This is a genomic window from Streptomyces globisporus C-1027 (genome assembly GCF_000261345.2).
GTDB classification, from domain to species: Bacteria; Actinomycetota; Actinomycetes; order Streptomycetales; family Streptomycetaceae; genus Streptomyces; species Streptomyces pakalii.
Window position 1 is genome coordinate 6,204,084 of sequence record NZ_CP013738.1, and the last position, 14,743, is coordinate 6,218,826.

Annotated in this window: 15 protein-coding genes and 1 pseudogene; 11 read left to right on the forward strand and 5 right to left on the reverse strand. The window is 72.2% G+C overall.

Annotated elements, in window-relative coordinates:
• Positions 1-29 precede the first annotated feature (29 nt).
• On the forward strand, positions 30-1,373 hold the full coding sequence (locus WQO_RS27375) for an aminotransferase-like domain-containing protein (RefSeq protein ID WP_010059549.1): 1,344 nt from the start codon (positions 30-32) through the stop codon (positions 1,371-1,373).
• A 29-nt stretch (positions 1,374-1,402) separates the two neighbouring features.
• Here WQO_RS27375 and WQO_RS27380 read toward each other — a convergent pair whose 3' ends face one another.
• Positions 1,403-2,920, reverse strand: coding sequence for a cryptochrome/photolyase family protein (locus tag WQO_RS27380; RefSeq protein WP_010059547.1), 1,518 nt, complete (start codon positions 2,918-2,920; stop codon positions 1,403-1,405).
• Between the two features lie 290 nt (positions 2,921-3,210).
• Here WQO_RS27380 and WQO_RS27385 point away from each other — a divergent pair, with 290 nt between their 5' ends.
• Positions 3,211-4,176, forward strand: a complete 966-nt coding sequence (locus WQO_RS27385; protein WP_010059546.1) for a hypothetical protein — start codon at positions 3,211-3,213, stop codon at positions 4,174-4,176.
• Between the two features lie 60 nt (positions 4,177-4,236).
• On the opposite strand, the gene WQO_RS27390 is transcribed toward WQO_RS27385, so the two are convergent.
• The gene (locus WQO_RS27390; protein WP_010059544.1) at positions 4,237-4,731 is read right to left on the reverse strand and encodes a MarR family winged helix-turn-helix transcriptional regulator; all 495 of its coding nucleotides are present in this window, start codon (positions 4,729-4,731) and stop codon (positions 4,237-4,239) included.
• A 278-nt stretch (positions 4,732-5,009) separates the two neighbouring features.
• On the opposite strand from WQO_RS27390, the gene WQO_RS27395 reads away from it, so the two are divergent.
• The 3 genes from WQO_RS27395 to WQO_RS27405 are packed head-to-tail and all read left to right on the forward strand — an operon-like array spanning position 5,010 to position 8,214.
• Positions 5,010-6,062 (forward strand): iron-siderophore ABC transporter substrate-binding protein, encoded by a 1,053-nt coding sequence (locus WQO_RS27395; RefSeq protein ID WP_010059542.1) that lies wholly within the window; start codon positions 5,010-5,012, stop codon positions 6,060-6,062.
• A 50-nt stretch (positions 6,063-6,112) separates the two neighbouring features.
• Positions 6,113-7,150 carry a FecCD family ABC transporter permease gene (locus WQO_RS27400; RefSeq protein ID WP_010059541.1) on the forward strand — a complete coding sequence of 346 codons (1,038 nt, stop codon included), beginning with the start codon at positions 6,113-6,115 and terminating at the stop codon, positions 7,148-7,150.
• Positions 7,147-8,214 (forward strand): FecCD family ABC transporter permease, encoded by a 1,068-nt coding sequence (locus WQO_RS27405; protein WP_010059540.1) that lies wholly within the window; start codon positions 7,147-7,149, stop codon positions 8,212-8,214. The genes WQO_RS27400 and WQO_RS27405 overlap by 4 nt, the downstream gene beginning before the upstream one ends.
• Before the next feature lie 144 nt (positions 8,215-8,358).
• Here the strand turns inward: WQO_RS27405 and WQO_RS27410 are convergent.
• Positions 8,359-8,532 (reverse strand): annotated as a pseudogene (locus tag WQO_RS27410) (pyridoxamine 5'-phosphate oxidase family protein); the annotation flags it as partial.
• Between the two features lie 105 nt (positions 8,533-8,637).
• On the opposite strand from WQO_RS27410, the gene WQO_RS27415 reads away from it, so the two are divergent.
• Positions 8,638-9,201: a hypothetical protein gene (locus WQO_RS27415; RefSeq protein WP_058954120.1), complete on the forward strand. Its 564-nt coding sequence runs from the start codon at positions 8,638-8,640 to the stop codon at positions 9,199-9,201.
• A gap of 73 nt (positions 9,202-9,274) precedes the next feature.
• Here WQO_RS27415 and WQO_RS27420 read toward each other — a convergent pair whose 3' ends face one another.
• Positions 9,275-9,943 (reverse strand): DedA family protein, encoded by a 669-nt coding sequence (locus WQO_RS27420; protein ID WP_010059537.1) that lies wholly within the window; start codon positions 9,941-9,943, stop codon positions 9,275-9,277.
• Positions 9,944-9,969: 26 nt separating this feature from the next.
• A complete protein-coding gene (locus WQO_RS27425; protein WP_010059536.1) occupies positions 9,970-10,857 on the reverse strand; it encodes an SIS domain-containing protein in 888 nt (295 codons plus the stop codon).
• A 245-nt stretch (positions 10,858-11,102) separates the two neighbouring features.
• Between WQO_RS27425 and WQO_RS27430 the strand changes: the two genes are divergently transcribed.
• The 5 genes from WQO_RS27430 (at position 11,103) to WQO_RS27450 (ending at position 14,711) form a co-directional block, all read left to right on the forward strand.
• Complete coding sequence (locus WQO_RS27430) at positions 11,103-11,900, forward strand: DeoR/GlpR family DNA-binding transcription regulator (protein ID WP_058954121.1); 798 nt, start codon at positions 11,103-11,105, stop codon at positions 11,898-11,900.
• Between the two features lie 167 nt (positions 11,901-12,067).
• Entirely contained in the window at positions 12,068-12,472 is a 405-nt protein-coding gene (locus tag WQO_RS27435; RefSeq protein WP_010059533.1) for a cell division protein SepF, read from the forward strand.
• A gap of 191 nt (positions 12,473-12,663) precedes the next feature.
• The gene (locus tag WQO_RS27440) at positions 12,664-13,023 is read left to right on the forward strand and encodes a nucleotide pyrophosphohydrolase (protein ID WP_010059532.1); all 360 of its coding nucleotides are present in this window, start codon (positions 12,664-12,666) and stop codon (positions 13,021-13,023) included.
• Between the two features lie 124 nt (positions 13,024-13,147).
• Positions 13,148-13,663, forward strand: coding sequence for a DUF6099 family protein (locus WQO_RS27445; RefSeq protein WP_010059531.1), 516 nt, complete (start codon positions 13,148-13,150; stop codon positions 13,661-13,663).
• 124 nt (positions 13,664-13,787) lie between these two features.
• Positions 13,788-14,711: an LLM class F420-dependent oxidoreductase gene (locus WQO_RS27450; protein ID WP_058954122.1), complete on the forward strand. Its 924-nt coding sequence runs from the start codon at positions 13,788-13,790 to the stop codon at positions 14,709-14,711.
• Positions 14,712-14,743 lie beyond the last annotated feature (32 nt).

Below are 14,743 nucleotides of genomic sequence, written 5' to 3' on the forward strand. Positions count from 1 at the left end.
TCGATGCGGCGACCAAGGAGGTGAAGCCCGTGAAGGACTTCCGGTCCGTCGCGGACACCGTGGCGGCGGAGATCGCGTCCGGCGGGCTCGGACCGGGGCAACGCCTGCCTCCGCAGCGGGAGTTCGCCCGGCTCCACGCCATCGCTGACTCCACCGCCTCCCGTGTCTACCAGGAGCTGGCCCGCCGGGGCCTCACCGTCGGCCACGTCGGCCGCGGCACGTTCGTCGCGGCCGCGCCCGGCACTCCCGCCCCCGCCCCGGCCCTCTCCGAGCCCGCCGCCCACCGGGTCGACCTGGAGCTCAACCACCCCGTCGTCCCCGAACAGGCCGGGCTGCTCGCCGCCGGCCTGGAGAAGCTGGTGCGCTCCGACGACCTGGAGTCGGTGCTCCGCCCGGTCGGGCCCGCCGGTACGCCCGCCGCCCGCGAGGCGGCCGCCGGTCTCCTGGCGCGGGGCGGCGGGCGGCCCGATCCGGAACGTGTCCTGTTCGCCGGAAACGGCCGGCAGGCCATCTCCGCCGTTGTCGCCGCGCTGACCCGGCCGGGGGCCCGGCTGGGCGTCGAGGAGTACACCTACCCCGTCCTGAAGGCCATCGCCGCCCGGCTCGGCGTCACCCTCGTACCGCTGGCCATGGACGAGGACGGGCTGATCCCCGAGGCGGTGGAGGAGGCGCACCGCGCCGAACCGCTGCACGCCGTCTACGTACAGCCGGTCCTCCACAACCCGCTGTCGCTCACCATGCCCGCGCGGCGGCTCGACCACCTGGCCGACGTGCTGCTGGCATCGGGGATCCAGGCGATCGAGGACGCCGTCTGGGCCTTCCTCCGGGACGACCTGCCGTCCCTCGCCTCGCGGGCCCCCGGGCGCACCGTCCTCGTCGACAGCCTCTCCAAACGGCTCTCCCCGGGACTGTCCCTCGGGTTCGCCGTGGCCCCCGCGGCGCTGGAGGGCCGGGTCACGGCGGCGGTGCGCTCCGGCGGGTGGACGCCCATGCGGTTCCCCCTGGAGGCGATGGTGCGGTGGCAGGAGGACGGTGTCGTCGCCACGCTCGTACGGGCCAAACAGCGCGAGGCGGGGGCGCGTCAGGAGATCGCGCAACGCCACCTCGGGGACTTCCGCACCCGCAGCGACCCGTCCTCGTACCACCTCTGGTGGGAGTTGCCCGCCCCCTGGCGCTCCGACACCTTCGTCGCCGCCGCCGCGCGGCACTCCATCGCGGTGACCCCGGCCGCGGCGTTCGCCGCAGGCCGCCCCCGTGGCCCGCACGCGATCCGCCTCGGCCTGGCGTCCCCCACCAGGGAGGTGCTCTCCCGGACCCTCGCGACTCTCGCCGCTCTCGCCCGTTCCGCCCCGGACGACCTGGCTGGGGACTGAGACCTCGGGCCCTGGGAGCCGACGGGCCCTCAGGGCGCCCCGTCGCCGCGCTCCGCGATCTCCTCCAAGAGCCCGTCGAGGTCCTTCAACCGGTCCAGGCCCTTGACCGCCCTGGCCATCCGGTGGTTGGAGCTCAAGGACTCGCGGTGGCGGTGGAGGAAGGCCCAGTAGCCCGCCGTGTACGGGCAGGCGTGCTCGCCCGTGCGGTCGGTGGGGCGGTAGGCGCAGGGCGCGCACAGGTCGCTCATCTTGTTGATGTAGGCGCCGCCGGAGGTGTACGGCTTGGTCGTCATCCGGCCGCCGTCCGCGTACTGCGACATGCCGACGACATTGGGCAGCATCACCCAGTCGTAGCCGTCGACGAAGCACCGGTGGAACCAGTCGGTCACGGCGGCCGGGTCCCAGCCGTCCTGGAGGGCCCGGCTGCCCAGCACCATCAGCCGCGGGATGTGGTGCGTCCAGCCGGTGTCGCGGACCTGGGCCAGCACGGTGGACAGACAGTTCGCGGTCACCGCGTCGGCGTCCAGGTCGAGGAACCAGTCGGGCAGCGGAGCCCGGTGACGCAGCGCGTTGCGGTCCCGGTACTCCTCCCCGAAGTGCCAGTACAGCTGCCACACGTACTCCCGCCAGCCCGCGATCTGCCGGACGAAACCCTCGACGCTGTTGAGCGGCGCCTCGCCCGCGCGCCACGCCTGCTCGGCCCGCTCCACGCACTCGGCGGGGTCCAGGAGCCCCAGGTTGAGGGGCACGGACAGCAGGCTGTGGCTCATCACGGGGTCGGCCGCGAGCATCGCGTCCTCGTACCGGCCGAAGTCGCCGAGCCGCTGGGCGACGAAGCGCCGGAGTGCGGCCAGTGCCTCCCGCCGGGTGACGGGGAAGCGGCGGGGGCCGTCGCGGCCGACGAACGTGACCTCGCCGTCCCGTTCCCAGCGGTCGAGATCGCGGCGCACCTCGTCGTCGATCTCGTCCTCGTGCGGGCGGTAGGGCGCGGGGACGTCCAGGGTCTTCACGCCCTTGGGCGGCGGCTCGCGGTTGTCGTGGTCGAGGTTCCACGTTCCGCCGGCCGGTTCGTCGCCGTCCATGAGCAGCTCGTGCTCCCGGCGCACCCACCGGTAGAAGCCCTCCATCCGCAGCCGGTCGCCCCCGTGCTTCTTCGCCCACGCCCCGAACTCCTCCTGGCCCAGCAGAAAGCCCCGGGCCGGAAGCACGTCGATCCCGTCCCGGGCGGTCACGAAGTCCAGCGCGGCCCGGGAGGTCGGGTGGCAGACCGTCAGGCGGTCGCCCCCACCGTCGAATCCCGCCTCCGCCAGCCCTTCGGCGTAGGTCCGGGCCCGGACGTAGCGGACCCGGTCGCCCAGTTCGGCCGCCCGGTGCCGCATCGCGGAGAGGACGAGGTGGGCCTTGGCCCGGTGGAAGCGGCGCCGGCGCAGGACGGACCGGGCCTCGATCATCAGGAGGGGGGCGTGGGCGTCCGGGCCGCCGTGGCGCGGGTCCAGGAAGTGGGGGCCGAGCTGGTCGCCGAAGAGCCAGTGGGTGCGTGGTGCCATGAGGTGCGTCTGTCCTGCCGTCGGAGGTCCCGCCTCCACCACGCTAGGGAGGGCGAGGGCGGCTCCCGCGACGCCACGCCGCGCAGACGAGCAAGGCATGTTCGGTCGCCGGTGCGTTCGGCGACGCCCGCTCGGACCGTCACGGCGGGTGCTGCGCCGGACCGGCGGGCCTCGTTCTCCGTGCCACCCGCATCGCCCTGCAGGATCGCCTCCGGTTGACTTGATACCCCTGGGGGGTATTTTGGGCGGTGAGTGGTCGCGATCCGGCGGCCTTGACGAGGGAGTGGGCCATGCAGACCGGTCTCAAGATCGCGGCCTTCGCCTCGGGGCTCGCGGCGACCTCCGGGTCGGCGTACGCGGTGGGCGGTGCACTGGATCCCGTGGCCGCGCCGAAGGAGCCGTCCCATCAGGAGAGCGGGGAGGGTCGCGGCGAGAAGGAGCGCCCTGCGGCCGAGGAGGGTGCGGGGGAGGCGTCCGGGCTTCCCGGTGGCCTCCAGGTCTCCCAGGGAGGCTTCACCCTCGACCTCGACACCCCGCGTGTCGAGGCGGGCGAGCCCGCCGAGCTGCGCTTCGCCGTCGTGGACGACGGCACCTCCCGCAACGTGACCGCGTTCCGCCGTGAGCACGGCAAGAAGCTGCACCTGATCGTGGCGTCGAGCGACCTCGCCACCTACCGGCACCTGCACCCCGAGCGGGCCGCCGACGGCACCTGGTCCACCCCCGTCGAGCTCTCCGAGGCCGGCGACTACCGGGTCTTCGCCGACTTCACCCCGGACGAGAAGAACGCCGAGGGCGTCACCCTCGGCGCCGACCTCGCCGTCTCCGGCGACGCCCGCCCCGAGCCGCTCCCGGAAGCCGAGCGGACGGTGACCGTCGACGGGTACGAGGTCACGCTCGCCGGTGCGCTGCGTCCCGGGGCGGGCAGCGAACTGAAGCTGGCGGTCGAGAAGGACGGCAGGCCGGTCACCGACCTCCAGCCCTACCTCGGTGCCTACGGCCACCTCGTCGCGCTGCGCGCCGGAGACCTGGCGTACCTGCACGTCCACCCGAACGGTGAACCGGGCGACGGGCGCACCGAGTCCGGACCCGAGGTCTCCTTCACCGCGACGGCCCCGAGCAAGGGGGCCTACCGCCTCTTCCTCGACTTCCGGCACGAGGGGAAGGTCCGTACGGCCGCCTTCACCGTGCACGCCGGGGGCGCTGCTCCCGAGAAGCCCGCGCCCGAGGGCGACGAGTCCGCCGATCACGGGCACTGACCTCCGCCCGCGCCGTTCTGCCGGGCCGCCTCGGCGCACCCCCGCCGAGGCTGATCGGGCTCAGCTCACATCGAGGATCTTGCCCACGAGCCGGGTCAGGGTCCGCCGCTCGGCGGCCGTCAGTGCACCGAAGGCCCGGTCCAGCAGCCGCGGCACCCCGCCCTCCGCCTCCGCCAGCACAGGTCCCGCCCCCGGGGTCAGTGTCACCGCATAGGCCCGGCGGTCCGTGGGGTGGCGCTCGCGCCGCACGAGGTCGGAGTCCTCCAGGCCGTCGATACAACCGACCATCACGCTCCGGTCGATGCGCAACTGCGTGCTCAACTCCTGCTGGGAACAAGGGCCCACATCGTTCAGCATCTTCAGTACGAGGTGCTGGGCCACGGTCAGCCCGCGCCCGGTCAGCTCCTCGTCGGTCGAGTGGGCCACCAGCGCCGTCGCCCGGCACATCGCGATGTCGGGGCGCTCCTGCGCCAGCCGGGAGAAGTACCGGTCACGGTCGCCGGCCTCCGGCTGCCTGCGAGGGGAGGCGGGACGGGAAGGCGGTGCGGCGGTCAAGGTTGCTCCTTCTGCGGTTCGGGGCGGCGATCCATATGGTGGGTCGAGACCGCCTGCCCCCGGAGCAGGTTCCCATCCCTTCCTCGGCCTGGGTTTGTCGCCTCAAGACCACGTCGCGCTTCCGCTTCCGCCCCTGCCCCGCCGGGGCTCATGCCGGAGTGGCGGTCCCCGAAGGCCGCGCCGATGACCGGTGGTGAAGGAGGGGTGTGTTTGAGCCACCGACCCCTCTCGCTTAGGCTTGCCTAACCTTCATTGCTCGGCCAACCTGAGGATCCTCCATGCTCGGCTTCACCCGCGTGCGCCGCCACACTCTCGCCGCCACGGCCACCACCGTCGCTCTCGCCGTCGCCCTGGTCGGCTGCTCCTCGGACGGCGACGGCGACACGAAGGACGGGGCGAAGGACTCGGCCAAGAGCGGTGGCGCCTTCCCCGTCTCGATCAAGAGCTCGCTCGGTACCGCGAAGATCGAGGAGAAGCCCGAACGCATCGTCACCCTCGGCCAGGGCTCCGCCGAGACCGCGATAGCCCTCGGCCAGACCCCGGTCGGCATCGAGAGCTACCCGTGGGGCAGCGACAAGTCCGGCTACCTGCCGTGGATCAACGAAGCCGTCAAGAAGTCCGGCGACAAGCTCCCGAAGCAGTTCACGGGCGGCGAGGAGATCGACTTCGAGGCGATCACCGAGCTGGAGCCGGACGTCATCCTCGCCCCCTGGTCGGGCATCACGCAGAAGCAGTACGACGTCCTCAAGGACATCGCCCCCACGGTCGCCTACCCCGACCAGGCGTGGAGCACCGACTGGGACCAGCAGATCGACATCATCGGCAAGGCGCTCGGCCGCACCGAGGACACGAACGGTCTCAAGACGAAGATCGAGAAGCAGCTCGCCGACGCCGCGGCCACCCGGCCGAACTACAAGGACGTCACCTTCTCGTACATCTACAACTCCGGCCCCGGCACCCTCGGCGTCTTCAAGCCCGAGGAGCAGCGCGTCAAGATGGTCTCCTCGCTCGGCCTGAAGGTCGACCCGGTCGTCAACGGCTTCAAGGAGACCCCCGGCACCGACTCGGCCCTCATCGGCCTGGAGAACGCCGAGAAGCTCAAGGACAGCGACCTCGTCTTCACGTTCTACACGGACGCGAAGAACCGCAAGGAGATCGAGGGCCAGAAGCTGTACGGCGAGATCCCCGCGATCAAGAAGGGTGCCGTCGTCGCGAGCAACGACAACTCCTTCGTCACCGCCTCCTCGATCATCAACCCGCTGACCGTCCCGTGGACGATCGAGCGCTACCTGCCGCTCATCGACAAGGCCGTCAAGACCGCCGGCAAGTAACCCCGGCCGGGTATCCGGACCGCCGAGCCCACAAGGCACACTCCACTCCCATGGCAACCACCACGGTCGCACCCCCGAGCGGCGCGGGTACCTCGCGTACCGGCGCCGCTCGGTCGGCGTTCCTCCTGCTCCTCGGCCTGGCCGCGCTGGCACTCGCGCTCTGCGCCAGCGTCATGTTCGGCAGCCGCTCCACGTCGTTCGGCGATGTCCTCGACGTCCTGCGCGGTACCGCGGACCCCGCCGTCACGACCATCATCGAGAGCCGCTACCCCCGCACCGTCCTCGGCGTCCTCGCCGGGGTCTGCCTCGCGGTCGCGGGCGCCCTCATGCAGGGCGTCTCGCGCAACCCGCTGGCCGAACCCGGCCTCCTCGGCATCAACGCCGGCGCCTCCGCGAGCATCGTCGCCGCGACCGCCTGGCTCGGGGCCTCCGGCGCCACCGACACCATGTGGTGGGCGCTGCCCGGAGCGCTGATCGCGGGCGTCCTCGTCCATGTCATCGGCTCCGCCGGTACGGGCACGAGCGTGGTGCGCCTGGTGCTCGCCGGAGCGGTGCTCACCGCCGTCCTGATGGCGTTCATCCAGGCGGTGACCCTCAGCAAACCGCAGGTCTTCGACAGCTACCGCTACTGGGTCGTCGGAGCGCTCGGCGGACGGGACTTCGAGGTCTTCTGGTCCGTCCTGCCGTTCGCCGCCGCCGGCTTCCTGATCGCCCTCGCCCTCGGCCCCGGCCTCAACGCCCTGGCCCTCGGCGACGCGACCGCCGTCGCCATCGGCTCGCACCCCGGGCGCACGCGGGGCGCGGGACTGCTCGCCGCCACCCTGCTCAGCGCCGCCGCGACCGCCGCCGTCGGCCCGATCGCCTTCGTCGGCCTTGCCGTCCCGCACGTCGTACGGGCCCTGGTCGGCGTCGACTTCCGCGCCCAGATCCTCTTCTCCGCCCTGATGGGCCCTACTCTCCTGCTCCTCGCGGACGTGGTGGGCCGGGTCGTCATGCGCCCCACCGAACTCATGGTCGGCGTCGTCACCGCCTTCATCGGCGCACCCGCGCTGCTCATCACCGTACGCAGGATGCGGGGCACCTCATGACCGTCACCGACCGCACCGCCCCCGTCCGGAAGGCGCCCCGGGGCTATCTGACCGTCGGCAGCACCGTGGCGATACCCGTGCGCCGGGCCTCCGTGTTCGCGGCCGCCGGGCTCTTCGTCCTCCTCCTCGCGGCCGCCGTCGCGACCCTGGCCTGGGGACGCCTCGGCATCGACCTCGCCGATCTGCCCGCCGCCCTCGTCGGGGACGCCGAGGGCAAGGACCGGTTCGTCTTCAACCGGCTGCGCGGGCCCCGCCTCACCGTCGCCATCGGCGTCGGCGCGGCGCTCGGCCTGTCCGGCGCGCTGTTCCAGTCCGTCACCCGCAACCCGCTCGGCAGCCCGGACGTCATCGGGCTCTCCGCCGGGGCGGGCGCGGGCGCCGCGTTCTGCGCGCTGATGTTCCCCGACACGATCCCGGTGCCCGTCGGCGCGCTCATCGGCGCGATCCTCGCGATGGCCCTCGTGTACGTCTCCACCGGCACCGGCTTCCGCAACCCCGCCCGGCTCGTCATCGCGGGCATCGGGGTCGCCGCGATGGGCGCGGCCGTCACCCAGTACGTCGTCTACGCCCTGGAACGCGACAAGGCCTCCGTCCTCACCGCGTACGTCAACGGCAGCCTGACCGCACGCTCCTGGACCGATGCCACGACCGTCTGGCTGGTCCTGGCCGCCGCCGCCCCGCTGGCCGCGCTGATCTCCCGGCGGCTCGACATCGGTGAGATGGGCGACGACATCGCCGAGGGGCTCGGCTCCGAGCCGAAGAAGGCCAAGACCCTCGCCGTGCTCCTGGCCATCGCCCTCTCGGCCGCCGCGGTCAGCGTCTCGGGCCCGATCGCCTTCATCGCCCTGACCGCCCCCCAGATCGCCCGGCGCCTCACCCGCGGCTCCGGCCCGCACCTGCTGCTGTCCGCCCTGACCGGCGGTCTGCTGCTGGTTCTCGCGGACCTCTGCTCCCAGCAGCTGCCGCTCTTCGACGACCTGCCGGTCGGGATCTACACGATGGCGATCGGCGGGGCGTACCTGGGCTATCTGCTGGTACGGGAGTGGCGCAAGGGCGTGCTCTGAGGGCCGGGCGCAGCAAGGGGGGGCCTGCGCCGACGGGCGGGCAGGCGGGGCCGGGCTGCCCTGCGGCTCCGGCCGCCCCTCTTCGCCGTTCCTCCCGTCGTCAGACGTCGAGCGCCGTGCCGTACAGCCGGTCCACCGTCAGCCGGCCGTGGTCGAGAACCGCACGATGCGGGCCTCGGGGTCCCAGTTGTAGACCATGGTCGTCAGATGGGGGTGGCCGCTGCGCTTGTTGGTGGCGAGCGTGCCGAACTGCTGCCGGCCGAGCAGCCCGGAGAGGGCTTCGTCGGACAGGGCGCGAGGTCCCGGGCGTTGAGTCATGAAGAGGTCAACCTCCGTGGCCGCCCGGTGATTTCCGGGCACCGCTCGGCCGACCGGAGCAGTGGCGACTGGTCACGTACAGGTTCGTCGACCATACTGCCCGCCGTGGAGCAGAGCATAGATTCGAACAAGAAGCCCGAGTTCGCCGCAGGCACCGACCCGGCGTTCATCCCCCTGCCCGGACTGGCGGCGCCCGCCGGAACGCGCAAGCCGGAAGCGGAGTCGGAGGACGGCCCGGAGGCGGCGGAGATCCGCGACGACGAGGCCGGAACGGCGGCCGCGGAGGGCGAAGCCGACCGGGAACCGGAAGCGGCGGACGAAGCCGCAGCGGTCGACGGCGAGGCTGAAGCTCAGGCCGATGCCGATGCCGATGCCGATGCCGATGATGGGGACGGCCCTGTTTTCGAGGTCAGCGACCGGCGCGGTTCGATCCGGGTGGCCCGGGAAGGCGTCCGGTTCCGGCTGGACGACCAGGAGGCCGAGTTCGGCTGGGACGAGATCGGCGCGGTGGAGACCACCCCGGCCCGGTTCGGCCGCAGGTTCACGGTGACCGTCCACCTGTCGAGCCGCCGCTGGTTCAACGCCGAGGTCGAGGCGGCCAGCCGCAGCGAGCTCAAGAGCTGGCCGGCCGAGCTGGACAAGGCCCTGGACGCCTACTTCGAGGAGTGACGCCCACGTCGAGCCGCGAGCGGTCGTGCGCGGGACACCCCCGACGGGGTGTCCCGTCGACCGCCCCGTGCCGTCAGGGCTTCTCGCGTTTCCGGCCCCGGACCCGCATCGTGACGTAGACGGCCAGGGCGACGACGGCGAGGCCCAGGACGACCTTGGACACGACGCCGACGTACGCCCCGACGACGTCCCACTGGTCGCCGAGCAGGTATCCGGCCATCACGAGCACCGTGTTCCACACCAGGCTGCCCGCCGTCGTCAGCGCGACGAACGCCGGCAGCGGCATGCGCTCCACACCCGCGGGCACCGAGATCAGGCTCCGGAACACCGGCACCATCCGCCCCAGCAGCACCGCCTTCGTGCCGTGCCGGGCGAACCACGCCTCCGTCCGTACCAGGTCGGAGGCCTTGACCAGCGGCAGCTTCGCCCACCAGGCGTGCATCCGCTCCCGGCCGAAGACGGCGCCGACGCCGTACAGGACCACCGCGCCCACGACCGAGCCCAGCGTCGTCCAGAACAGCGCTGAGACGATGCTGAGCACGCCCTGCGAGGCGGCGAACCCCGTCAGCGGCAGGATGACCTCGCTCGGCAGCGGCGGGAACACGTTCTCCAGCGCGATGGCCGCACCCGCGCCGGGCCCGCCGAACGTCTCGACCAGACCGGCGGCCCAGCCGGCGATACCCCCCTGCGGCTCCGAGGCCGCCGACAGCCGGTGGGCCGCCGCGGACAGGGTCAGGTGCATGCCTCCATGGTCTCGCAGCCCCCGCCTCAGGCCCCGTCGAGTACCACCGAGCGGCTCAGATGGCGCGGCAGATCGGGGTCGAGCCCCCGGGCGGCCGCGCGGGCGAGGGCGAGGCGCTGGACGCGTACGAGATCGGCCAGGGGGTCGAGGGAGCCGTTCACCCACCGGGCGCCCGTGGCGCGGACCTGCTCCGGCAGGCCCTCGGGGGCCTCGCCGAACATCCAGGTCGTGGTGCCGGTGGTGGCGATGCTGATGGGGCCGTGGCGGTACTCCATCGCGGGGTACGACTCCGTCCAGGACAGCGACGCCTCCTTCATCTTCAGCGCCGCCTCGTGGGCCAGACCGACCGTCCAGCCCCGGCCGAGGAAGGAGAACTGGGTGCTCCGCAGTAGTTCGTCGGGGAGCGGCTCGGCGAGCGCGGCCTCCGCGTCCGCGACGACCGCGTCGGAGTGCAGCCCGAGGTGGGCCCGCAGCAGGGTGAGGGCGGTCGTGGCGAAGCGGGTCTGGACGACGGACCGCTCGTCGGCGAAGTCCAGGACGACGAGATCGTCGGCCGCCGCCCTGACCGGAGTCCGCGGATCCGCTGTGACCGCCACGGTGCGCGTCGTGCCCCGCAGCCGGTTCAGCAGCTCGAGCACCTCGGTCGTGGTCCCCGAGCGGGTCAGTGCGACGACCCGGTCGTAGCCGCGCCCGAGGGGGAACTCGGAGGCGGCGAAGGCGTCCGTCTCGCCCTGTCCTGAGCCCTCGCGGAGCCCGGCGTAGGCCTGTGCCATGTAGAAGGAGGTGCCGCAGCCAACGACCGCGACGCGCTCGCCCGCGACGGGCAGGGCAACGGCCTCGGGGCCACCGGCCAGGGCGGCGGCGCGCCGCCAGCAGGCGGGCTGACTGGCTGTCTCGGTCTCGGCATACGACACGTCTGCACTCCACGGGAACGAGGTGGACACGGGAACGAGGTGGACCACGGGAACGGGGCTGAGCGGGCCGAACACTCCGCGTGTGGAATTCTGCACGTTACATGGAGTTATCGAGCAAAAACAAGCAAGGTGCAGGTGGGGGGAGAGCTCCCGGCGGGCCCTGTGCGACGCTTGCGGCGGTCCGGCCCCCGGCGACCGCGTTCCCGCGAAACGCGGTGCCCGCGCCGGGCGGTGAGGAGACGCTCTTGTCCAGGGACGCCCGGTGGGACGCGCTGCTGGAACTGGTCGGCAAGCACGGCAGGGTGGACGTCGAGGAGGCGGCGACGGCGCTCGACGTGTCGGCCGCCACCATCCGCCGCGACCTGGACCAGCTGGCCGAACAGCACCTGCTCACCCGCACCCGGGGCGGCGCGGTCGCGCACGGCGTCTCCTACGAACTGGCCCTCCGCTACAAGACGGGCCGCCACGCGCCGGAGAAGCAGGCCATCGGCCGTGCGGTGTCCGGCCTCGTGGCCGTCGGCCAGGTCGTCGGCCTGACCGGCGGGACGACCGTGACCGAGGTGGCCAGGGCGCTGGCGGTACGCCCGGACATCGTGGGCGAGACGGCGGTGGCGGGCGGCCAGCCGACGCTGACCGTGGTGACCAACGCCCTCAACATCGCGAGCGAGCTGGCGATCCGCCCGCAGATCAAGATGGTCGTGACGGGCGGTGTCGCACGCCCCCAGTCGTACGAGCTGACGGGCCCGCTCGCCGTCGGCGTGATGAACGAGATCACCCTCGACGTCGCCGTCCTCGGGGTGAACGCCATCGACATCGAACGCGGAGCGTACGTCCATCACGAGGGCGAGGCCAGCGTCAACCGGCTGCTCGCGGAACGGGCCCAGCGGGTGGTGGTGGCGGCCGACTCGTCGAAGATCGGCAAGCGGGCCTTCGCGCGCGTCTGCGACCTGGGGATCGTCGACGTCCTGGTCACCGACTCGCACATCGGGGCGGAGGCGCGGGACCGGTTCGGCGAGGCCGGGGTGCAGGTCATCACGGTCTGACCGGACCCGTTCGTCATGAACCGACGCCTGCCGGGTATCGGATGCGACACGGAGGCGGACTTCGCCGTGTCGCTGGTACGCCGAACGGGTGAGGGGCGAGAGGATTGCCCGATGAACAGTGAGTGCAGCCGGTGCCCATCCGACCGGCTCGACGACGGGGTGAACCGGTGAGCAGGTACGACAGGTATGACAGATACGACGCCACCGACGAACAGTGGGAGGGGCTCGCCCAGGTCGTACCCCTGCGCGGCCGTGACGAGTGGCCGTCCCGGATCGACCACCGCACCGTCCCCGACGAGCGCGCCGTCGAACAGCGCCGCCTCGTCGTCCTGCGGGTGCAGGTCTTCGCGGATGCCCGGGAGGTCGCCGAGTATCTCGTCGCCCAGGTTCCGGTACTGCTCGACCTGACGGCGGCGGAGACGGACGTGGCGAAGCGGATCCTCGACTTCAGCAGCGGCGTGGTCTTCGGCCTCGGCAGCGGAATGCACCGCGTCGACCGCAACGTCTTCCTGCTCGCACCGGTCGGCATGGAGGTCGAGGGGGTCACGCCCGCGGGCCTCGCCCAGTCGTAGGAAGCGGCGGTCCGGACGGCGGCCGGGAGCGGCGGCAGTCGGTGGGGGCCGCCGCCCCCGGCGCCCACCGGAAGTCCGCATGGGCGGGAGCCGCGCGGAGACGGGCGTGCGGGATGCGTGCCTCGAACGTGCGGATGCGTGCCTCGAACGTGCGAGAGGCACTGTCGGTGGCCGGTGATAGACCTGGTGCCGTGACGGACATCGATGTGGCAGAACTCCAGCGTCGGCTGGTCGCGTTCGCGGCGGCACGGGACTGGGGGCAGTACCACACCCCGAAGAACCTGGCGGCCGCGCTCAGCGTCGAGGCCTCCGAACTGCTGGAGATCTTCCAGTGGCTGACGCCCGAACAGTCGGCCGCGATCATGGAGGACCCCGGATCCGCCCACCGGGTCGCCGACGAGGTGGCCGATGTGCTCGCCTATCTCCTGCAGTTCTGCGAGGTGTTGGGCATCGACCCGACGGCGGCACTGGTGGCCAAGCTGGAGCGGAACGAGCAGCGCTTCCCGCTGCCGAGCGCTGCCGAACCCCCCGATCGTCACTCTTCGGAGTGATCAAGTTATCCACATTCGACTTCGTGTCCACAGATTTCCGATTTCCTCTGGCCTTACGGTGCTGTCTACCTCACTGTGGGTAATGAATGAGGTGAGCGGGTTTTCGTACGGACGGGGGAGACAGATGGAAGCGGAGCGACTCATCGCGGCGGGCCGACGGGCTCTGGCCGACAGCCGGGGCGCGCTGGACGTCATGGCGGAGGCCTGGCAGGCGCAGGCGCTCGCCCGGGCGGTCGGCAGCCGGCTGGCGCTGTGCGGGCCGATGGAATTACGGAGCGAGGCGCGGGCGCTGGGAGAGATCGGCGCCGGATGCTCGGCGCTGGACCATCCGACGGTGATCTCCGGCGGTGCCAGGGCCGCCCAGTTGTCGGGGATCGGCGAGGTCCGGCCGACCCTGGCCGGGCTCGCCCTGCTGCTCGGCGAGGCCGGGATCGCGCTGGTCGGGGTGGCCTGCGACACGGGGGAGGACGGGCTCTACTGGCAGTGCATCGAGGCCATGGACGCGGCGGACGAATCGCTGGACCGTGTGCACGGGATGCTCAGACGCCTGGCGGAAAGGGAGCGGGAGCCGGAGCGGGCGAGGGAGCGCGACGGCCCCTACGGCATACGAGGCCCCGCACCATCGGCCGCAGGACCCTGAGCGGAGGCACGGGCTCTTCCGAGGCGCTCCGAGGGAGCGGCGCCGGCGCCGATCAGGGAAGGCGCGGGGTGATCCGGGGGAGGCGAGGGCCGGGCGACGGCCTCGGGGGAGGCAGGATGGAGGCATGGATCTTCGCATCTTCACCGAGCCCCAGCAGGGGGCCGACTACGACACCTTGCTCACCGTCGCCAAGGCCACGGAGGACCTGGGCTTCGACGCCTTCTACCGCTCCGACCACTATCTCCGCATGGGCTCCGGTGACGGCCTGCCCGGACCGACGGACGCCTGGATCACCCTGGCCGGCCTGGCGCGCGAGACCCGGCGGATCCGCCTCGGCACGCTGATGACCGCCGGCACGTTCCGGCTTCCGGGAGTGCTGGCCATCCAGGTGGCCCAGGTCGACCAGATGTCCGGCGGCCGGATCGAACTGGGCCTGGGAGCCGGCTGGTTCGAGGAGGAGCACAAGGCCTACGGCATCCCGTTCCCGAAGGAGAAGTTCGGCCGCCTGGAGGAGCAGCTCGCGATCGTCACCGGTCTGTGGGCGACGGAGGTCGGCAAGACCTTCAGCTACGACGGGACCTACTACCAGCTCACCGACTCGCCCGCACTGCCCAAGCCCGCCCAGGCCAAGGTGCCCGTCCTGATCGGCGGCCACGGGGCGACCCGCACCCCCCGCCTCGCCGCGCAGTACGCGGACGAGTTCAACATCCCGTTCGCCTCGCTGGAGGACAGCGAGAAGCAGTTCGGCCGGGTCCGGGCCGCCGCGCAGGCGCACGGGCGCTCGCCGGACGACCTCGTGTACTCCAACGCGCTGATCGTCTGCACGGGCAAGGACGACGCCGAGGTCGCCCGGCGCGCGGCGGCCATCGGCCGGGATGTGGAGGAGCTCAAGGCGAACGGCCTGGCCGGATCGCCCGCCGAGGTGGTCGACAAGATCGGCCGCTACGGCGCGATCGGCTCGTCGAGGATCTACCTCCAGATCCTCGACCTGGACGACCTGGACCATCTGGAACTGATCTCCTCGCAGATCCAGTCCCAGCTGACCTGACCTGACCTGACCTGACCTGACCTGACCTGACC